Genomic DNA, 18,377 nt, shown 5'->3' on the forward strand with positions numbered 1-18,377 from the left:
CGCGAACTCTCCGGAGGTCACCATGTCGAAGAAGCCGAACGCAGGTCTCTCCAGGCGGGCATTCCTCGGTGGCGCGGGCGGCGCGGTGGCCGCCGGCACGCTCGCGGCGGCGCTCGGGACGCCCGCCGCCGCGGAGGCGCAGGTCCCGCCTCCGCCCGGCCCCTGGCCGCTCCCGGTGCTGAACCCGGACGTGGTCCGCGACGCGGGCTACTTCGGCTACTGGACGAACGATCCCTACAAGAACACCAACTACGGCTGCGCCTACGGCGTGGCGGCGGCGCTCCTCGCGTCCATCCGGAGCGGCCTCGGCCCGGGCTCGCCCTGGGACGCGCTCCCCCTCGAGATGTTCAAGTGGGGGAAGACCGGCGCGGTCGAGTCCGGCACGCTGTGCGGCGCCCTCGCGGGGGCGATGCCGATCTTCTCCCTCGCCTCGCCGGCGTCCGTGGTGGAGATGGGCTCCGATCTCATCCGCTGGTACCAGGAGGCCCCGCTCCCGTCGATGGAGATGGACTACCTCGACCCCAAGCGGCGCTACCCGCAGCAGGCGCAGAGCATCTCGGAGTCGCCGCTCTGCCACATCTCCGTCTCGAGCTGGTGCAAGGCCTCCGGGAAGCTCTCGTCGTCCACCGACCGGAAGACCCGCTGCGGAAAGATCACCGGCGACGTGGCGAAGGTCGCGGCGATCATCCTGAACCGCCTCGTGCCGGGCCAGAAGTACGTGCCGCTCTACCCGACGCAGCCGGAGCTGTACGCGGAGTGCGTCCACTGCCACGTGGACGCGCCGCCGCCCCCGACGCCGGATGCGGTCCGGCTGAACAACAGCCTCGGCATCACGAACTGCATGACGTGCCACCCGGACGCTCAGCCGGTGATGACGAAGAAGTAGCGGAGACGCGGCAGGCTCCTCGGACGCGGCCGCGGGGCGATCGCCTCGCGGCCGCTGCCGTCTCCGGCGACGGTCCGCCGCTACGGCGCGGCCTCGGCGGCCGCGCCTGGCCCGGAGGCCGCGCCCTCCGCCCGCAGGCGGCGGAAGTCGACGAGCATCCCGGCGCGCCAGCGCACGATCATCCCGAACGCGAGGACGAAGAACAGCGCGCCGGTCTGCGCCGGCGTGACGTGCTGCTCGACCCAGGTGCGGAGCGCGAGGCGCACCGCGAACAGGCCGAGGAGGATCCAGAGGAACGCCCGCGAGCGTCGCATCACCACGGCGTCGCCGACGCGCGACAGCCGCGAGGTGCGCGAGAGCGGGATCGCGAACACGAGCGCGCCGACGGCGAACGCCGCGAGCCCCCACGACCACGGCACGCGGGTCGCCGGCGCGACGAACATGAGGAACCCGGTCGCCATCCCGAGCGGCGGGAGCACGATCTTCCGCGTGGTGACGGGCGTCCGCGTCTCGCGGACCCGCCACGCGAGCATGCCGCCCGCCCCGAGCAGGGTGATCGCCGCGACGGCGATGCGGGGGAGGTGGCCGAGGAAGGGGAAGGGCGGCATGGGGGTGCCGGGAAACGCGCGGCCCGGAGCGTCTATTCCGCCGCCGCCCGGCTCGCTCCGGGCTACCGGACCAGCCTGGCCGCGAAGAAGCCGTCCGCGCCGTGGCGGCTCGGGAGGGTGAGCAGGTCGCCATCGGCGGTGAGGACGTCCGCGGGGAAGCCCCCGGGCGGAGCGGCGCGCCGCCACCCGTCCGAGATCAGCCCGCGGACGATCTCCGGCCCCTCCGCGCGCGAGAGGGAGCAGACCGAGTAGGTCACCGGTGCGCCGGCCCGCGCGTAGCGCGCGACGCTGGCCGCGATCTCCCGCTGCAGCACGGCCATGCGGGGCAGGTCCTCCGGCGCCCGCCGGAGCTTCAGCTCCGGGTGGCGGCGCAGGGTGCCGAGCCCCGCGCACGGCGCGTCGACGAGGACCGCGTCGAAGCTCCCCGGCTCGAGGCCCGGGATGGCCTTCGCCGCGTCCGCGCAGATCACCCGGACCGCGGGGAGCCCGCGCCGCCCCGCCTCGCGCGCGAGCGCGTCGGCCTTCCGCGGGTGGAGCTCCACCGCGACCACCTCCGACCCGGGCGCGAGCAGCTCCGCGAGGTGGAAGGCCTTCCCGCCCGGCGCGGCGCACGCGTCGAGCACGCGCGCCTTCTTCCCGCGGAGCTCGCCCGCCGCGAGCAGCGTCACGAGCTGCGCCGCCTCGTCCTGCACCTGGAACGCGAGGCCGCCGGCGGCCCGGGCGATCTCCGCGACGGATGCGCCGGTGACGGACACGCCCCCGGGCGCGCGCGCCGCCGGGGCGGCGGCGATGCCCGCGGCGCGCAGCCGATCCACCAGCGCGTCGCGCTCGACGGCGCGGAGGCACAGCGGTGCCGGGCCGTTCATCGCGCGGGCGAGGGCGAGCGCCTCGTCCGGCCCGAGCCAGGCGACCCACTCCTCCGCGATCCAGCGGGGCAGCGCCTCGGCCGCCGCCACGTGGCCGGCGGGATCCGTCGCGAGCGGCGGCGGGTCCGGGAAGCGCGGTGCCCGCGCGAGCGCCCGCAGCACGGCGTTCACGTACCCGGCCGCGCGCCCGTGGTCGACCGCCTTCGCGAGCGCGACGGTCTCGCCGACCGCCGCGTGCGCCGGCGTGCCGAGCACGAGGAGCTGGAACGCTCCGAGGCGGAGCGCGATCCGGGCCGGCGCGTCGAGCTCCGCGATGGGCCGCTTCGAGTGCGGCGCGAGCGCCGCGTCGAGCGCGAGCGCGCGGCGGAGCGTGCCGTACACGAGCTCCGTCGCGAGGCCCGCCTCGCGCGGATCGCGGGCGCCGGCGCTGGAGAGGGCGGCGTCGAGGGCGCGGGAGGCGTACGCGCCGCCCTCCTCCACCCGGCGGAGCACCTCGAAGGCGAGCTTGCGGGCGTTCATGTGCCGAGCTGGAAGGCGTCCCTGCGGAGCCCGTTCAGGAAGGCGAGGGCGTCCTGCGCCGGCTTGCCCTCCGGCTGCAGGCGCGTGACCACGAGCGCAGTGCCGGCGCCGCAGGCGACGGCGAGGCCGCGCCCGGCGGCCCGCCGCGCCGCCCCGGGCGACGCGCCAGGGTCGCCCGGCTCCGGGCGCGCCTCGAGGAGCTTCACCGCCCGGCCCTCGAGCGTGGTGAACGCGCCCGGCCACGGGGTGAAGCCGCGGAGCCGGTCGGCGATCCGCTGCGCCGGGAGGGTCCAGTCGACGCGCCCGTCCTCCTTCTCCAGGATCCGCGCGAGCGTCGCCCGCGCGCCGTCCTGCCTCACCGGCACGAGCGCGCGCCTCTCGAGGAGAGCGAGCGCCTCGACCAGCGCCTCGCCCCCGAGCGCGGCGAGCCGCGGCGCGAGCGTCTCGGCGGTGTCGTCGGCTCCGATCTCGAGGACCCGCTGGAGGAGGACGTCGCCCGTGTCCAGCCCCTCGTCCATCTGCATGATCGACACGCCGGTCTCGCGCTCCCCCTCCGCGATCGCCCACTGGATCGGCGCGGCGCCGCGGTACTTCGGGAGCAGCGAGCCGTGCACGTTGACGGCGCCCCACGGCGCGAGCGTCAGGAGATCGCTCCCGAGGATCCGGCCGTACGCGGCGACGACGAGCAGATCCGGGCGGAGCGCGCCGAGCTCGGAGGCGAGGCGTCCGTCGCGGACCTTCTCCGGCTGGAGCACCGGGACCCCGCGCGCCTCGGCCCAGACCTTCGTCGCGGGCGCGCGGAGCGCGTTCCCGCGCCCAGCCGGCCGGTCCGGTTGCGCGACGACCGCGAGGAGCTCGTGGCCGGCGGCGGCGAGCGCGTCGAGGGACGGGACCGCGAAGGCGGGGGTGCCCATGAAGACGATCCGCATGAGGGGGTGTGTATATGCGGAGGTGAGGGCGAGGTCGAGCTTCGTCCCGTTCCCGTTTCCGTTGACGTTACCGTTACCGTCACCGGTTTCTCCGTGTCCCGTGTCCCGCGGCCCGATTCTCCGTTCCCCGCTTCCCGCTCGCCGGTTCGGGGGTCGGGGTCGGGGCCACGGGCCACGGGCCACGGGAGGCGGGTCACGGGAACGGGATCGGAAACGGAAACGGAAACGGAAACGGTAACGGGCCGATTCCGCCGATCGTCTTCACCCCACCGCCACCATCACCAGGTCGCACAGGTGCGTCCCCGTGTCGATCCGCGGGATCGCCGCCCCGATCGCGACCGCCGCCGGCCCGGAGCGGGCCGCGGCGAGCTCCCCGGCGAGGTCCACGCCGGCCGCCCTCGCGTCCATTGCAGTGCGCCCGTCCACGACCGCGCCGGCCTGCTCGGTGGGCCCGTCGCGCCCGTCCGAGCCCGCCGCCAGCACCGCCGCCGGGAGCCCGGCGATGGCGATCGCGGCGAGCAGCGCGAGGTGCTGCGCCCGGCCGCCGTCGGGCGCGGGAGCGGCCGGCGGGATCCGCACGGTCGGCTCTCCGCCGAGCGCGAGCAGGCGCCGGCCACGGCCGGCGTTCGCGCGCGCCCACGTCGCGAGCCGCGCCGCGACGGCCTCCACGTCGCCCACGAGCGGCGCGGGATCGGCCTCCGCGTCGAAGCCGCGCGCCCGCGCCTCCGCGGCGGCGGCGCGCGCGAGGTCGACCGGCCCGGCGAGGAGGCGGTGCGAGGCGGTCGCGAGCCGCGGATCGCCCGGCTTCGGCGTCTCGTCCACCTCGCCGCGCGCGCCCGCGGCGAGGCGGGCGCGGACGCTCGTCGGCAACGCGACGCCGGCGCCGTCCGCGAGCCGGAGCGCGTCGGAGAACGTCGTCGGATCCGGCGCCAGCGGCCCCGAGGCGATCACCGAGAGGTCGTCGCCCGGGACGTCGGAGAGCACGAGGACCCGGACCGGCGCGGGCGCGAGCAGGGCCGCGAGCCGCCCGCCCTTGAGCCGGGAGAGATGCTTCCGCACCGCGTTCAGCGCCTGGATCGTGAGCCCAGCGCGCATGAGCGCCGCGATGGCGTCCGCCTTCTCCTCGGCGGTGACGCCCTCCGCCGGGGCGATCGCGAGCGCGCTCCCGCCGCCCGAGAGCAGGACGAGCACCGGCGTGGCCCGGTCGCGCGCCGCCCACGCCGCGACGGCCTCGCCCGCCCGGAGCGAGCCGGCATCGGGGCGCGGGTGGCCCGCCGGGATCGCCATCACGTCCGGCGGCGGCGGCGGCGTGCCCGCCGGGTACACGCAGAGCGGATCGCGGACGCGGTCGCCGAGCCGCGCGCGCGCCGCCTCGAGCATGGCGCGCGCCGCCTTCCCGAGCGCGAGCACCCGCACCGGTCCGGCGGGGAGCGGCTCCGCCGCGAGCGCCTCGTCCACGAGGCGCATGGCGAACATCCGCGCGAGGGCGGCGCGGTACACGGCCTCGCACTCCGCCGCGAGGGGTCTCCGAGGGTCGGTCATGGTCCCACCTCCACGCACGAGGCCCGTTGCCGGGGGTGCGCCCCGCGATAGAATCGCACCCGCCCCGCGCGCAGGACACCCGAGGGCCGAAAGGGGACACCGGCATGGCCGAGGGATCCGCGGTCGCAGCCACCGAGGTGCGACCGCCTCACCACCGCCGCCATTACCTCCTCGACCGCGGGTTCCAGCTCAAGTACGCGCTGCTCATGGCCGCCGCCGGCCTCGCCGTCGCGATCATCTTCGGGCTGTGGCTCCATCAGGTCCACGCGCAGGCCATCGCGCTCCTCGCGCAGGACGCGGAGACGCGGCAGCTCATCGAGCGCAGCGATCGCCTGCTGCTCGCGGCGTTCGCGGGCATCGCGGCGCTCCTCGCCGCCGCGCTCGGGCTCCTCGGCATCGTGATCACGCACCGCGTCGCGGGGCCGGTGTTCGTGATGGGCCATTACCTGTCGATCATGGCGCAGGGCCGCTTCCCGCGCATGCGGACGCTCCGGAAGAGCGACGAGCTGAAGGGCTTCTTCCGCACGTTCCTCGAGGCGGTGGACGCGATGAAGGCGCGCGAGGCGCGCCACGCCGCGGTCCTCGAGGACTCCGTCGCGCGGATGCGCGCCGCCTCGGCCCGCGCCCCGGAGCTCGCGCCCGTCATCGACGCGCTCGCCGCGGCCGCGCGCGAGCGCCGCGCCGCCCTCGCCGTGGACGATCCGGAGCTCACGCCCATCGCCATACCCGCGCCGCGGAAGGGCGCGGGCGCCTCGTAGACCAGGAAGGATTCCCCAATGCGCACGCTCCCGATCGCCGCCGCCGGCCTGCTCCTCGTCACCGCCTGCGGCGAGCCGAAGGACGCCGAAGGCTGGGCCAAGCGCGCGGCGAGCCGCAGCCGCGCCGACGAGCGGATCGCCGCCCTCGAGCAGGTCCGGAAGGCGCCCGGCGACCGGCGCGCGGCGGTTCCGTACCTCGTCGAGGTGGTGAAGGATCGCAAGGTGCCGCACGCGCGCGCGGAGGCGGCGCTCGCCATCGGCGAGATCGGCGCCGGCGCCGCGGACCGGGACACGATCGCTGCGCTCATCGACGCGGTCGACCCTTCCGCGAAGGACCGCGACACCATCGACGCGAACCGGCAGATCGCGTTCGCGCTCGGCGCGCTCCGCGCCCGCGAGGCGGTGCCCGTCCTCGAGAAGCTCACCGCGTCGCCCGACGGCTACACGCAGGTCGCGGCGGTGGACGCGCTCGGGCAGATCGGCGACGCCGCGGCGGTCGACACGCTGGTCGCGGTCGCGACGTCGGAGGGGGTCGAGCCGTTCACGGCGAAGAAGGCGCTCCTCGCGCTCGGCCGGATCGGCGACGCCAAGGCCGGGCCGACGGTGCTCCGGATGCTCTTCGAGGAGCGCCCCGGCGTGACGTTCTTCCCGGAGGCGGCGTTCGCGGCCGTCCAGATCGGCAAGCCGATGGCCGCGCCGCTCCTCGCGGTGCTCGAGGGGAAGGACGAGGCGCTCCAGGGCTGGGCCCGGCAGCGCGGCGTCGTGCCCGGCGCGCTCTACGCGAAGGCGGCGCAGCTCCTCGGCGACGTGGGCGGCTCCGACGCGGCGCCGGCCCTGGTCGCGAAGCTCGGGTACCGCGACACGGAGCCGCAGCTCCAGCTCTTCGTCCGGGTCTTCTCGGCCGAGTCGCTCGGACGGCTCCGCGCGCGAGAGGGCGTGAAGCCCCTCGCCGAGCTCGCCGCCCGCGAGGTCGATCCCGCGGCGCGGGACCGCTACTGCGACGCGCTCGCCCGGATCGGCGACCCGGCGGCGCTGCCCGCGCTCCGGGCCGCGGCGGCCTCGGCGCGGGTCTGGGAGCTCCAGGCGGGCCCGCTCGCGGCGATCTCCCGCCTCGGCGGCGGCGAGGACCGGCCCCTCGTGACGGCCGCCCGGGCGGCGTGCGGTGGCGGCTGCCCGCGGGCGCAGGCGGACGCGCTCGCCGCGATGGATGCGCGCCTCGCCGCGGCGCAGGTCTGCCGCGAGGTCGCCTGCTGGCGCGGGAAGCTCGCGGACCAGAGCCCGGCGGTGCGGGACCGCGCCGCGCTCGAGGTCGGGCGCGCCGGCGGGAAGGACGACGCGCGCGCGCTCGCCGACGCGATCGTCCGGCCGGTGGACGGCGACGAGGCGGTGATCGCGCGTTACCACGCGATCCTCGGCCTCGGCTGGCTCGCGGCCCGCGCGCCGCTCGCGCCCGAGGCCGGCGCGTACGCCGACCAGCTCGACCGCATGATCGCGCAGGATCGCGGGCGCACCCTGACCGCCGCGGTGAACGAGGAGGCGCTCCGGCTCGCGACGCGCCTCCGGCGCACCGCGCCGCTCGCGTCGCGGTAGGTCCTAGAGCCCGCTCGCGCGGCCGCGGCCGCGGGCCCGGCGCACCGGACCGGGCTTCGACCCGGGGCCGGGCCCGTCCTTCCCGGGCTCGGGCGGGCGGTCCGGCTCCGCGGGCGCGGGCGCGCGGACGGGTGCGCCGGCCGCCTTCGGCTCGCCGCCCGCCGCCGACCGCGCGCCGTTGCCGCGGTCCCACGCGCTCGGCAGGACGTTGAACGGGAGCAGCTTCGCGAGGAGGGGCAGGAGCAGCATGCCGCCCGGCGCGGCGAAGATCGCGAGCGCCGGGACGGCCTTCGCGAGGTCGATGAGCTGCGCCTTCACCTTCCGCTTCTCCTCCGCGGTGAGGGCGCTCCCGCCCGCGGCCTTCGCGAGGAGCTGCCCGAGCTCGCCGGTCTCGCGGATCTCCGTGACCATCGCGCCGAGGTTGTCCGTGACCGCGGCGGAGACCCGCTCGACGACGTGGTCGGCGACGGACTCCCACTCGTCCGCGAGCTTCTGCAGGTCGACCGGGACGCCGCTCTCGTCGAACGCCGCGAACCAGACCTGGTGATCGCCGTGCTGGGCGGCGGCCTCCACCTGGGCGGAGGCGACCACGGCGGGATCGAGCGCGGCCGCGGCCACGAACGCCTCCACCCACCGGACCGCCGCCTCCCCGGTGGCGCGGGCGCGGAGCTGGCCGAGGAAGAGCTGCTCGAGGAGGAACACCCGCACCCGCTCCGGCGCGTCCGCGGCGATCGCCTCCGGCGGCCGCGGCGCCTCCACGCGGTGGCGTGCGTCGCGCAGGTCGGCGCGCGAGAGGCCGATGCGCCCGAGCTGGCGGAGCCGGATCGCCCGCGCGCGCTCGTCGACCGGCCCGGCGGCACGGAGCAGGCCCGCGAGCGCCTCCGCGAGCAGGATCGACTCGCGGGCGGCGTAGGCGCCGTGGCGCGCGAGCGCCTCCGCGACGAGGCGGCCCTCGCGGTGGTACCCGGCCGCGACGCGCGACAGGCGCCGCCGGAGCACGGCGACGGCGCCGCTGTGCAGCGGCAGCCCGAGCACCGGGTCCCCCGGCGGGTAGAACCGCAGCTGGAGGGCCTCCGCGGCCGCGCGGAGGGCGCGCTCCACGGCGCGATCGGTCGCGCCGCCCGGCCGCTCCGGCTCGACGGCGAGCGCGAGGGCGTCCTGGCCCACGGCGCTCGCGAGGTAGGCGGCGATCTCCGCGCGCTGCCGCGCCCGGACGAACGGCTCGCCACGCAGGAGCGCGAGGTCGAGCGCGAGCCAGACGTGCTGGCGGACGTCGTCGAGGAAGGCGGCCCGCGGCTCGGGCTCGGCGGCGAGCCGGCGGTGACGGAGCGACCGCGCCACGAGCAGCCTCGAGGCCGCCGCGAGGTCGGTCGGCGCGACGCTCGCCGCGCGCACCTCGTCCGGCAGCCGCGCGCGCGCCGCGGAAGCGTCGTAACGCTCGAGCTCCTCGGTGAGGAGGTCTTCGAGCCAGCTCTTTTCGAGAAGGTGCTTCATGCTCCCGGGAGAGGGCGAGTCTAGCGCGGTTCGGCGCGCCGACGCTCGCCCGCCCGGGAGGGGGGCGAACGGGGGCTCCTACTTCGCCTTCGCGCGCTTCTTCTCCTCCGGCGGCTCCTCCGGGGGCGGAGGCACCGCGACCGGGCCGCGGCGGATCCCGAACTTCTCGAAGAGCTTCCCCTCGACCTGCTGGAGGATCTCGGGGTGCTCGCGGAGGAACGTCTTCGCCTGCTCGCGTCCCTGGCCGATCCGCTCGCCGCCGAAGCTGAACCAGGTGCCGCTCTTCTCGACGATGTTCTCCGTCGCGGCGAGGTCGAGGACGTCGCCCTCCCGGCTGATCCCCTGGCCGTACATGATGTCGAACTCGACCTCCTTGAACGGAGGGGCGACCTTGTTCTTCACGACCTTGACGCGGGTGCGGTTGCCGATGACCTGCTCGCCGTCCTTGATCGCGCCGATGCGCCGGATGTCGAGCCGCTGCGACGCGTAGAACTTGAGCGCGTTGCCGCCGGTGGTGGTCTCCGGGTTCCCGAACATGACGCCGATCTTCATGCGGATCTGGTTGATGAAGATGACGATCGTCGAGGACTTCGCGATGGTGCCGGTGAGCTTCCGGAGCGCCTGGCTCATGAGGCGCGCCTGCACGCCCATGTGCGCGTCGCCCATCTCGCCCTCGAGCTCGGCCTTCGGGACGAGGGCGGCGACCGAGTCGACCACGAGGACGTCGATCGCGCCGGAGCGGACGAGGGTCTCGGTGATCTCGAGCGCCTGCTCGCCGGAGTCGGGCTGCGAGATGAGGAGGTCGTCGGTGCGGACCCCGAGCTTGCGCGCATAGGTGACGTCGAGGGCGTGCTCCGCGTCGACGAACGCCGCGATCCCGCCGCGCTTCTGCGCCTCCGCGATCGCGTGCAGCGCGAGCGTCGTCTTGCCGGAGGACTCCGGCCCGTAGATCTCGATGATGCGGCCGCGGGGGAACCCGCCCACGCCGAGGGCGATGTTCAGCGACACCGACCCGGTGGACACCGCCTCGATGTCCTTCACGAGCGCGTCCTCGTTGCCGAGGCGCATGATCGAGCCCTTGCCGAAGGCCTTCTCGATGGACGAGACGGCCAGCTCGATCGCCTTCTCCTTCTCCGGTCCGACGGGCATCTCCGCTCTCCTTGTAGGGCGCGCTTTCAGGTAGCCCCGGGATCGGGGCGGCGCACCCGGCTTTCCAAGCGCTGCGAGGCTTCGTCTCTAGCAGCGGCCCCTGACAGCCGGCGGGGCGCGTGCCTGAACGGATGCATACTGAACGGATGATCCAAGGTCAAGTTCCCGGGCGGCACCGGCGCCGCCCGCCGGCGCCGGCTCGGGGGTTCCCGGGGACGGGTATATCCTGCAGCTCCAACCGATCACCCGAGCGCCGACCGCACGCACCTCATGCCCACCGACCGCACCGATCTCGAGCGCCGCCTCGCCGCCGCGACCGCGGACGACACCGTCCGCGGCCTGATCTTCAACGCCATCTTCGACGCGGTGGAGGAGCACCTCGGCAAGGACGCCGCGGTCGCCATCGACCCGACCCGGAAGGCGCACCGGACCGACTTCTTCTCGTTCCCGGTGAGCGACTACCTGCGGCTCGCCTTCGACGCGGTGGACCGCCTCGAGCCCAGGCTCGGCAGCGTCGACGCGGGCTTCCACGCCATCGGCTACCGCGCGGCCTCGAACACCTTCGGCTCCATGGTCGGCGCGACCCTGCTCGCGCTCAGCGGGAAGGACGGCGCCCGGACGCTGCTCTCGAACGCCGCCGCCGGCTACAAGGCGACCGTGAGCTACGGGCAGCGGAGGCTCGAGTGGCTCGGCCCCGCGCACGCGCGCTTCACGTTCACCCGCGACTTCCTCGTGCCCCCGTTCCACTGCGGCGTGTTCCAGGCCTCCGTCGAGGCGATGGGCGCGAAGGACGTGAAGGTCGTGGGCCGGCAGATCGCGCCGCTCGACGCCGTGTACGAGATCAGCTGGAAGGCGTAGCGCGCCGCCCCTGGCGGGCGGACGCTACGCCGTGGCGCCGCCGCCGCCCATGGCGAAGCCGGCGGGATCGAGCCCGAGCCGGCGGACGGCGGTCTCCCAGCGCTGCTCGAGGGGCACGCCGAGGACGAGATCGCCGTGGAGCGGCATCGGGATCCACGCGCCCGCCGCGACCTCGTGCTCCACCTGCTGCGGCGCCCACCCCGCGTAGCCGAGCAGGAGCAGGTACGGGCCGGGCTCCGCCGCGCGCACCAGCGCCTCGAGCAGCTCGCGCGAGCCGCCGAGCGCGACGTCCGCCCCGACCCGGACGGCGCCCTCCTCCGGCACCCCCGGCCCCGGGCGGAAGAGGATCCAGAGCCGCTCCGGCTGGACCGGGCCGCCGACGAGCACCGGGTCGGCGCCGTGGCCCGCGGCGTCGGCGCGGGCGCGGAGCGCGGGGTCGAGGCCGCCGAGCACGTCCGCGACCGTGAGCGGCCCGGGCCGGTTCACGACGAAGCCGAGCGCGCCCTCGCCGTGGTGCTCCGCCATCAGCACGAGGGACCCGGCGAAGTTCGGATCCCGCAGCGCCGGCGAGGCGACGAGGAACCCGGGCGCGAGGCCGGCGGCGGCGGGCTCTGGTCTCTCGGTCTCCACGTGGCCCTCCGTTCCCCTGCGCCTCCGAGATCTCGCGCGGCCCGCGCCGCCGCGCAAGGGGAGACGGGCGAGTGGCGCTCCCTGCCGCCCCTCGGCCGGGGCGGCCGCGCGACGGCGCGCGCCCGGGCGGGGTAGCATCGGCGGGTGCCCCCAGCGGACGATCCCGATGCCATCCCCTGGCCGCCGCCGACCGGGGTCGAGGCCGCCCTGCTCGCGGGCGGCGCTGCGCTCCTCGCATGGTCGCAGGTCACGCGCGGGCTGGTCGCGGCCGCGCTCGCCGGCGCGGACCTCGTGTTCCACGAGGCGGGGCACGTCGTCTGCGGGGTGCTCGGGCTGCGGTTCGTGACCCTGCTCGGCGGCACGCTCGGGCAGCTCGCGTTCCCCGTCGCCGCGGGCCTCGGCTTCGCGCTCCGGCGCCGGACGGTCGCCGCGGCCGCGATGATCGTGTGGTTCGGCGTGAACCTCGTCGACATCGGGACGTATGCCGCGGACGCCGAGGCGCGCGTCCTGCCGCTCCTCGCGCCGGACCGGAACGCCCACGACTGGTGGCAGATGCTCGGGATGCTCGGGATCCGCGAGCGGTGCGAGGGCATCGGCGGGACGCTCCAGGCGCTGGGCTGGGCCCTGCAGGGCGCCGCCCCGGCGTGGGCGGTCGCGCTGTGGTGCGGGCGCCGTTCGACACGCTCGGGGCGGACGGCCGTCCGCGACGCCTAGCCGCCGCCGAGCGCGGCGCGGGCGAGGGCCTCGTACCGCGGCCCCTTCGGCGAGAGGTGCGACTCGAAGAGGACGACGTCGGCGACGCGCCAAGGCACGCCGTCGCCCTCCGCCTGAGAGGCGAGCGCGCCGGCGAGGCCGGGGGCGCCGCGCGGATCACGGGCGCGGCCGACGGTGAGGTGCGCCGACCACGCGCGCGCCTCGGGCGGGAAGCCCAGCGGCGCGAGCCGGCGGCCGAGGTCCGCGACGAACGCGCGCGCGGGCTCGACGTCGCCGTGGAGCCCGAGCCAGAGCACGCGCGGCCGGCGGGCGTTCGGGAAGCCGCCCGCGCCCTTCACCTCGAGCGACAGGGGGCGCGCGGCGGCCGCCGCGGCGGTCACCGCGGAGACGACGTCCGCGACCCGCTCCTCGGGCACTGCGCCGAGGAACTGGAGCGTGAGGTGGACGTTCTCGGCGGGCACCCAGCGGACGTCGTCCGCCGCGCGCCCGGCGGCGCGCCGGAGGTCGGCCGCGAGCGTGGCCATCCGGCGGCGGACGCCGTCGGGCGGCTCGAGCGCGACGAAGAGCCGGTGGTTCGGCACGCCGCTTTCGTAACCGATCCGCGCGGCGCGGGACAGTTTTCCCCGTTACCCGTTCCGCCCGCGCCTACTCCACCGTCACGCTCTTCGCGAGGTTCCGGGGCTGATCCACGTCGGTCCCCTTCAGGTCCGCCACGTGGTAGGCGAGGAACTGGAGCGGGATGATCGAGAGCAGCGGCACGAGGAGCGGGGGCGCGGGCGGGACCGTGAGCGCGACCTCGGCGAGGCTCGCGGCGTGGGTGTCGCCCTCCGAGACCACGGCGAAGACGTGCCCGCCGCGGGCGCGGACCTCCTCCATGTTCCCGAGCGTCTTCTCGTACGCGGGCTCCCGCGTGGCGAGCACCACGACCGGCATCTGCTCGTCGATGAGCGCGATGGGGCCGTGCTTCATCTCGCCGGCGGCGTACCCCTCGGCGTGGATGTACGAGATCTCCTTCAGCTTGAGCGCGCCCTCGAGGGCGACGGGGAACTGCCCGCCGCGGCCGAGGAAGAGGACGTCGCGCGCGGCGGCGCAGCGCTTCGCGATGGGCATGAGCGCCGCCTCCTGGCGGATCATGCTCTCCATCCAGCCCGGCACGAGCCGGAGCGCCTCGAGGTGCTCGCGCGCCTTCTCCGCCGTGAGCGCGCCGCGCAGGCGGCCGAGCTTCACCGCGAGCAGGTACAGCCCGCAGAGCTGGGTCGTGAACGCCTTCGTGGACGCGACGCCGATCTCCGGGCCGGCGCGGGTGAAGAGCGTGCCGCCGTCGCACTCGCGGGAGATCGCCGAGCCGACGACGTTGCAGATCGAGAAGGCCTTCGCGCCGCGCGCCTTGGCGATCTTCACCGCCGCGAGGGTGTCCGCGGTCTCGCCGGACTGCGAGATCGCGATGCACATCACCTTCTCGGAGACGAGCGGGTCGCGGTTGCGGAACTCGCTCGCGAGCTCGACCTCGACCGGCACGCGGGCGAGGGTCTCGATCATGAGGCGGCCGGAGAGGCCCGCGTGCCACGAGGTCCCGCAGGCCACGATGACGATGCGCTCGAGCCCCTTCGCGTAGTCCTCGGGCAGCTCCATCCCGTCGAGCGTGACGTCGCCCTGCTCGAGGGAGGCGCGGCCGCGGATCGTGTCCGCGACGGCCCGGGGCTGCTCCCAGATCTCCTTGTGCATGAAGTGCTTGTGGCCGTCCTTCTCCGCGGCCACCGCGCTCCACTCGATCCGCCGCGGCTTGCGGGCCAGCGGCTCGCCGTCCTTGCCGAACAGGGTGATCCCGCCCGGCGTCAGCACCGCGAGCTCGCCCTCCTCGAGGTAGACCACGTCGCGGGTGTGCTCGAGGATCGCCGGCACGTCCGAGGCGAGGAAGCTCTCGCCCTTGCCGAAGCCGACCACGAGGGGCGACGCGTTCTTCGCGGCGACGATCTCGTCGGGCCGCTTGTCGGAGATGACGGCGAGCGCGTAGGTGCCCTTCACCTGCTGGAGCGCGGTCCGGACCGCGGCCTGCAGGTCGCGGGCGCCCGCGTCGAGGGCGTCGGCGACGAGGTGGGCGAAGATCTCCGTGTCCGTCTCGGACCGGAACTTGTGCCCCCGGCCGGTGAGGGCCTCCTTGAGCTCGAGGTGGTTCTCGATGATGCCGTTGTGGACCACCGCGACGCCGCCGTACGAGTGGGGGTGCGCGTTCTCGTCGGACGGCCGGCCGTGGGTCGCCCAGCGCGTGTGGCCGATGCCGGTGCAGCCGCCGAGCGGCGACTCGCCGAGCAGGTTCACGAGGTTCTGGAGCTTGCCCTTGGCGCGCTTCACGGCGAGCCCGCTCGACCCCACCACGGCCACGCCGGCCGAGTCGTAGCCCCGGTACTCGAGCTTCCGGAGCCCCCCGACGATGAGGTCGACGCACTGCCTCGGACCGACGTACCCAACGATTCCGCACATAGGTTCGCCTTCTTACCACGGAGCGGGCGGAAGGCCCGCTACCCCGCCTGCCGGGACGACGGCCCGGCGCCCGCGCCGCCCTCCGCCGCCGGGGCGGACCCGCGCTCCTGCCCCTGCTCCTTCGCCTTCTCGGCGTCCTTCGCGGCCTGCCGCGCGGCCACCCAGCCTTCCTTCGTCGACTGCCGCGCCCGCCCGAGGGCGAGCGCGCCGGCCGGCACCGGATCGGTGAGGGTCGACCCGGCCGCGACGTACGCGCCGTCGCCGATGGTGATGGGCGCGACGAGGATCGAGTCCGAGCCGATGAACGCGCGCTCGCCGATCCGGGTCTCGTGCTTCTTCTCGCCGTCGTAGTTGCAGGTGATGGTGCCGGCGCCGACGTTCGTGCCCGCGCCGATCACCGCGTCGCCGAGGTAGGTGAGGTGGTTCGCCTTGGCGCCCTTGCCGAGCCTCGCCTTCTTCGTCTCGACGAAGTTCCCGACGTGCGCCTCCTCGCCGATCTCCGACCCGGGCCGGAGGCGCGAGAACGGGCCGACGATCGCGCCGCGGGCGATGGTCGCGTCCTCGGTGACCGTGTAGGGCTTCACCGTGACGCCCTCGGCCACGACGGTGTTCACGAGCACCGAGCCCGCGCCGATCGTGCTCCCGGCGCCGATCCGGGTCCGGCCGCGGAGCCGCACGCCGGGCTCGATGACGACGTCGGCCGCGATCTCGACGCCCTCGTCGCAGTCGAACCGCGCCGGGTCCTCGATGGAGACGCCGGCCTTCATGAGCGCGTCGGAGTGCCGGTCCTTGAGGACGCGCGCCGCCCGGGCGAGCTCGGCGCGGTCGTTCACGCCCGCCGCCTCCGCCGCCGGCACCGGCACGGCCACCGCGCCGCCCTTCGCCTTCGCGGCCATGGCGACGAGATCGGTGAGGTAGAACTCCCGCTGCGCGTTCTTCGCGCCGACCTTCGCGAGGCCCTTCCAGAGGAACCCGCCGTCGGCGCAGTACAGCCCGGCGTTCACCTCGCGGATCGCCCGCTCCTTCGCGCTCGCGTCCTTCTCCTCGACGACGCGCTGCGGGCGGCGCTTGCGGTCCCGCACGATGCGGCCGTAGCCGCGCGGCTCGTCGAGCGTCATGGCCGCGAGCGCGAGCGGCGCCTTCGCCTTCGCGCGGGCCTCCACCACGGCGCGGAGCGTCTCGGTCGCGAGGAGCGGCGTGTCGCCGGAGAGGATCACCACCGGTCCCTCGTGGTCCCCGAGCGCGTCCCGCGCGGAGAGCACCGCGTGCGCGGTCCCGAGCTGCTCCTCCTGGACCGCGAACCGGAGCGGGGCGCCGGGGAGGCTCGCGACGAGGGCGGCCTCGACCGCCTCCGCCTGGTGCCCGACGACGACCACGACCGGGTTGGCGCCCAGCTCCAGGGCGCGCATCACCGGGAACCAGGCGAGCGGGCGCCCGGCGATCTCGTGGAGGACCTTGGCCTTCTGCGACTTCATCCGGGTGCCCTTCCCGGCGGCGAGGACGATGGCGGCGAGGCGGGTTCGAGAGGTCGTCATGACGCGGCAGGCTAGGCGGGTCCGTCTCCGGATTTCAAGCCTGCGCACGCCGGGGCGGCGGAGCGGGTAGGCCGCGCGGGGCGCGCCGGGCGGGGGCGCGCGGCCGCGCGCCCCCGGGATGATAAGAGGGCGCCATGAGCCTCCTCCTCGCGCTCCTCCTCTCCGCCACGGCGACGTCCCAGAAGGGCGCGGTCGCGACGGCGCACCCGCTCGCGAGCGAGGTCGCGGCGCAGGTGCTCCGGGACGGCGGCAACGCCGTCGACGCGGCGGTCGCGGCGGCGTTCACGCTGTCCGTCGTCGAGCCCGAGTCGTCCGGCATCGGCGGCGGCGGCTTCGCGCTCGTCTACGTGGCGAGGGAGGACCGCGTCTACGCCCTCGACTTCCGCGAGGTGGCGCCGGGCAGGGCGACGCCGGAGATGTTCGCGGGCGAGGGGGAGGGCGGACCTTCCCGCTCGCTCGACGGCGGGCTCGCCGTCGCGGTGCCCGGGGCGGTGAAGGGCTACGCGGAGCTGGCGCGGCGGTTCGGGACGCGCCCCCTCCCGCGGCTCGTCGAGCCCGCGGCCCGGATCGCGGAGCGCGGGTTCCCCGTGAACCCGCACTACGTCCGCGGCGCGGAGGCGCGCCGCGCCTGCCTCGCCGCGCGGCCGGAGGCCGCTCGCACCTTCCTCGCGAGAGGCCCGGACGGTCTCCCGGCGCCGCCGCCCCCGGGCTGGACGCTCGTGCAGAAGGACCTCGCGCGCACCCTCCGCCTCCTCGGGCGCGACCCGGAGGCCTTCTACCGGGGGCCGCTCGCCGCGCGCATCGCCCGCGCCGCGCGGGAGGGGGGCGGGATCCTCGCGCCCGAGGACCTCGCGCGCTACGCGACCCGCGAGCGGCGGCCGCTCGAGGGCCGCTACCGCGGCCACCGGATCGTCTCGATGCCGCTGCCGTCGTCCGGCGGCGCGATCGTGATCGGGCTCCTGCAAGCGCTCGAGGGGCAGGACCCGCGCGCCGGCGGCTACCGGCCCGTCCCGTTCCTGCACGCGATGGTCGAGATCGAGAAGCAGCTGTTCGCCGGGCGGGTGCTGCTCGGGGATCCGGCGTTCGTGCCGGCGGCGACCGAGGTCGTGGACGAGCTCGTCTCGCCCGCCGGCGCGAGGCGCCTCGCCGCGCACGTGGGCGAGCGGGCCGCGCACGTCGAGGCGCCCGCGCCGCCGCACGACTCGTCCCGCACCACCCACCTCTCGGTCGTCGACGCGGCGGGGAACGCGGTGGCGCTCACGACCACCGTGAACTTCACCTTCGGCTCCTGCGTGGTGGTCCCCGGCACCGGGATCCTCCTGAACGACGAGATGGACGACTTCGACGCCGCGCCCGGCGTCGCGAACGCGTACGGCGCGGTGGGCACCGGCGCGAACGCGCCCGCGCCGGGGAAGATCCCGCTCTCGTCGATGGCCCCGACGCTGGTCTTCGGTCCGGAGGGGAAGCTCTGGCTCGCGGTCGGCGCGCCGGGCGGGACGACGATCCCGACCACCGTCGCGCAGGTGATCTCCCACCTCGTCGACGACCGGATGACCCTCGTCCAGGCGCTCTCCGCGCCTCGGCTCCACCACCAGTGGCGGCCGGACGCGATCCAGGTCGAGCCCGACGGGCTCGAGGCCGAGACCGCGCGGGCGCTCGCTGCGCTCGGCCACGCGATCACGTTTCGCGACCGGCCGTTCGCCAACCCGCAGGCGGTGATGGTGACGAAGGAGGGCTGGAGGGAGGCGGCGAGCGATCCGGCGGGGGAGGGCGCGGCGGCGGCACAGTAACGTCCGCCGAGCTGAGCCGCCCCCTCCG

Annotated in this window: 16 protein-coding genes; 6 read left to right on the forward strand and 10 right to left on the reverse strand. The window is 75.9% G+C overall.

All coding sequences use genetic code 11. The features are described 5' to 3' along the window. Positions 1-22: 22 nt before the first annotated feature. Positions 23-886: a C-GCAxxG-C-C family (seleno)protein gene (locus tag AMOR_RS15320; RefSeq protein ID WP_248352426.1), complete on the forward strand. Its 864-nt coding sequence runs from the start codon at positions 23-25 to the stop codon at positions 884-886. A gap of 80 nt (positions 887-966) precedes the next feature. Here the strand turns inward: AMOR_RS15320 and AMOR_RS15325 are convergent, their stop codons facing one another. The 4 genes from AMOR_RS15325 to AMOR_RS15340 form a co-directional block, all read right to left on the reverse strand. Next, positions 967-1,494, reverse strand: a complete 528-nt coding sequence (locus AMOR_RS15325) for a CcdC family protein (protein WP_248352427.1) — start codon at positions 1,492-1,494, stop codon at positions 967-969. Between the two features lie 62 nt (positions 1,495-1,556). Continuing rightward, the gene (locus tag AMOR_RS15330) at positions 1,557-2,879 is read right to left on the reverse strand and encodes a transcription antitermination factor NusB (RefSeq protein WP_248352428.1); all 1,323 of its coding nucleotides are present in this window, start codon (positions 2,877-2,879) and stop codon (positions 1,557-1,559) included. Beyond that, a complete protein-coding gene (gene fmt, locus AMOR_RS15335) occupies positions 2,876-3,808 on the reverse strand; it encodes a methionyl-tRNA formyltransferase (protein WP_248352429.1) in 933 nt (310 codons plus the stop codon). The genes AMOR_RS15330 and fmt overlap by 4 nt, the downstream gene beginning before the upstream one ends. A 261-nt stretch (positions 3,809-4,069) precedes the next feature. Further along, a complete protein-coding gene (locus AMOR_RS15340; RefSeq protein ID WP_248352430.1) occupies positions 4,070-5,350 on the reverse strand; it encodes a glycerate kinase type-2 family protein in 1,281 nt (426 codons plus the stop codon). 104 nt (positions 5,351-5,454) lie between these two features. On the opposite strand from AMOR_RS15340, the gene AMOR_RS15345 reads away from it, so the two are divergent. Together AMOR_RS15345 and AMOR_RS15350 are read left to right on the forward strand one after the other, a co-directional pair. Further along, positions 5,455-6,108 (forward strand): hypothetical protein, encoded by a 654-nt coding sequence (locus AMOR_RS15345; RefSeq protein WP_248352431.1) that lies wholly within the window; start codon positions 5,455-5,457, stop codon positions 6,106-6,108. An 18-nt stretch (positions 6,109-6,126) separates the two neighbouring features. Further along, positions 6,127-7,698: a HEAT repeat domain-containing protein gene (locus AMOR_RS15350; protein WP_248352432.1), complete on the forward strand. Its 1,572-nt coding sequence runs from the start codon at positions 6,127-6,129 to the stop codon at positions 7,696-7,698. Positions 7,699-7,701: 3 nt separating this feature from the next. On the opposite strand, the gene AMOR_RS15355 is transcribed toward AMOR_RS15350, so the two are convergent. Beyond that, positions 7,702-9,192, reverse strand: coding sequence for an LETM1 domain-containing protein (locus tag AMOR_RS15355; protein WP_248352433.1), 1,491 nt, complete (start codon positions 9,190-9,192; stop codon positions 7,702-7,704). A gap of 78 nt (positions 9,193-9,270) precedes the next feature. Continuing rightward, entirely contained in the window at positions 9,271-10,341 is a 1,071-nt protein-coding gene (gene recA, locus AMOR_RS15360; protein ID WP_248352434.1) for a recombinase RecA, read from the reverse strand. Positions 10,342-10,611: 270 nt separating this feature from the next. On the opposite strand from recA, the gene AMOR_RS15365 reads away from it, so the two are divergent. Then, positions 10,612-11,199, forward strand: a complete 588-nt coding sequence (locus AMOR_RS15365) for a DUF2378 family protein (RefSeq protein ID WP_248352435.1) — start codon at positions 10,612-10,614, stop codon at positions 11,197-11,199. Between the two features lie 24 nt (positions 11,200-11,223). Here the strand turns inward: AMOR_RS15365 and AMOR_RS15370 are convergent, their stop codons facing one another. Further along, positions 11,224-11,829, reverse strand: a complete 606-nt coding sequence (locus tag AMOR_RS15370; protein WP_248352436.1) for a YqgE/AlgH family protein — start codon at positions 11,827-11,829, stop codon at positions 11,224-11,226. Positions 11,830-11,973: 144 nt separating this feature from the next. Here AMOR_RS15370 and AMOR_RS15375 point away from each other — a divergent pair, with 144 nt between their 5' ends. After that, positions 11,974-12,543 carry a hypothetical protein gene (locus AMOR_RS15375; RefSeq protein ID WP_248352437.1) on the forward strand — a complete coding sequence of 190 codons (570 nt, stop codon included), beginning with the start codon at positions 11,974-11,976 and terminating at the stop codon, positions 12,541-12,543. Here AMOR_RS15375 and thpR read toward each other — a convergent pair. From thpR to glmU, 3 genes are all read right to left on the reverse strand, one after another. Continuing rightward, the gene (gene thpR / locus AMOR_RS15380; RefSeq protein ID WP_248352438.1) at positions 12,540-13,124 is read right to left on the reverse strand and encodes an RNA 2',3'-cyclic phosphodiesterase; all 585 of its coding nucleotides are present in this window, start codon (positions 13,122-13,124) and stop codon (positions 12,540-12,542) included. The genes AMOR_RS15375 and thpR overlap by 4 nt on opposite strands. A gap of 64 nt (positions 13,125-13,188) precedes the next feature. Further along, positions 13,189-15,024 (reverse strand): glutamine--fructose-6-phosphate transaminase (isomerizing), encoded by a 1,836-nt coding sequence (glmS, locus tag AMOR_RS15385; RefSeq protein WP_248352439.1) that lies wholly within the window; start codon positions 15,022-15,024, stop codon positions 13,189-13,191. A gap of 38 nt (positions 15,025-15,062) precedes the next feature. Further along, a complete protein-coding gene (glmU, locus tag AMOR_RS15390; RefSeq protein WP_248352440.1) occupies positions 15,063-16,559 on the reverse strand; it encodes a bifunctional UDP-N-acetylglucosamine diphosphorylase/glucosamine-1-phosphate N-acetyltransferase GlmU in 1,497 nt (498 codons plus the stop codon). Positions 16,560-16,693: 134 nt separating this feature from the next. On the opposite strand from glmU, the gene ggt reads away from it, so the two are divergent. Further along, positions 16,694-18,349, forward strand: a complete 1,656-nt coding sequence (gene ggt / locus AMOR_RS15395; RefSeq protein WP_248352441.1) for a gamma-glutamyltransferase — start codon at positions 16,694-16,696, stop codon at positions 18,347-18,349. The last annotated feature ends 28 nt before the right edge of the window (positions 18,350-18,377 follow it).

The organism is Anaeromyxobacter oryzae (genome assembly GCF_023169945.1).
Classification (GTDB): Bacteria; Myxococcota; Myxococcia; order Myxococcales; family Anaeromyxobacteraceae; genus Anaeromyxobacter; species Anaeromyxobacter oryzae.

What these genes read in the sequence shown, in the direction of transcription:
- AMOR_RS15320 (WP_248352426.1), top strand. Translation starts at nt 23, where the DNA reads ATGTCGAAGAAGCCGAACGCAGGTCTCTCCAGGCGGGCATTCCTCGGT.
- AMOR_RS15325 (WP_248352427.1), bottom strand. Translation starts at nt 1,494, where the DNA reads ATGCCGCCCTTCCCCTTCCTCGGCCACCTCCCCCGCATCGCCGTCGCG.
- AMOR_RS15330 (WP_248352428.1), bottom strand. Translation starts at nt 2,879, where the DNA reads ATGAACGCCCGCAAGCTCGCCTTCGAGGTGCTCCGCCGGGTGGAGGAG.
- fmt (WP_248352429.1), bottom strand. Translation starts at nt 3,808, where the DNA reads ATGCGGATCGTCTTCATGGGCACCCCCGCCTTCGCGGTCCCGTCCCTC.
- AMOR_RS15340 (WP_248352430.1), bottom strand. Translation starts at nt 5,350, where the DNA reads ATGACCGACCCTCGGAGACCCCTCGCGGCGGAGTGCGAGGCCGTGTAC.
- AMOR_RS15345 (WP_248352431.1), top strand. Translation starts at nt 5,455, where the DNA reads ATGGCCGAGGGATCCGCGGTCGCAGCCACCGAGGTGCGACCGCCTCAC.
- AMOR_RS15350 (WP_248352432.1), top strand. Translation starts at nt 6,127, where the DNA reads ATGCGCACGCTCCCGATCGCCGCCGCCGGCCTGCTCCTCGTCACCGCC.
- AMOR_RS15355 (WP_248352433.1), bottom strand. Translation starts at nt 9,192, where the DNA reads ATGAAGCACCTTCTCGAAAAGAGCTGGCTCGAAGACCTCCTCACCGAG.
- recA (WP_248352434.1), bottom strand. Translation starts at nt 10,341, where the DNA reads ATGCCCGTCGGACCGGAGAAGGAGAAGGCGATCGAGCTGGCCGTCTCG.
- AMOR_RS15365 (WP_248352435.1), top strand. Translation starts at nt 10,612, where the DNA reads ATGCCCACCGACCGCACCGATCTCGAGCGCCGCCTCGCCGCCGCGACC.
- glmS (WP_248352439.1), bottom strand. Translation starts at nt 15,024, where the DNA reads ATGTGCGGAATCGTTGGGTACGTCGGTCCGAGGCAGTGCGTCGACCTC.
- glmU (WP_248352440.1), bottom strand. Translation starts at nt 16,559, where the DNA reads ATGACGACCTCTCGAACCCGCCTCGCCGCCATCGTCCTCGCCGCCGGG.
- ggt (WP_248352441.1), top strand. Translation starts at nt 16,694, where the DNA reads ATGAGCCTCCTCCTCGCGCTCCTCCTCTCCGCCACGGCGACGTCCCAG.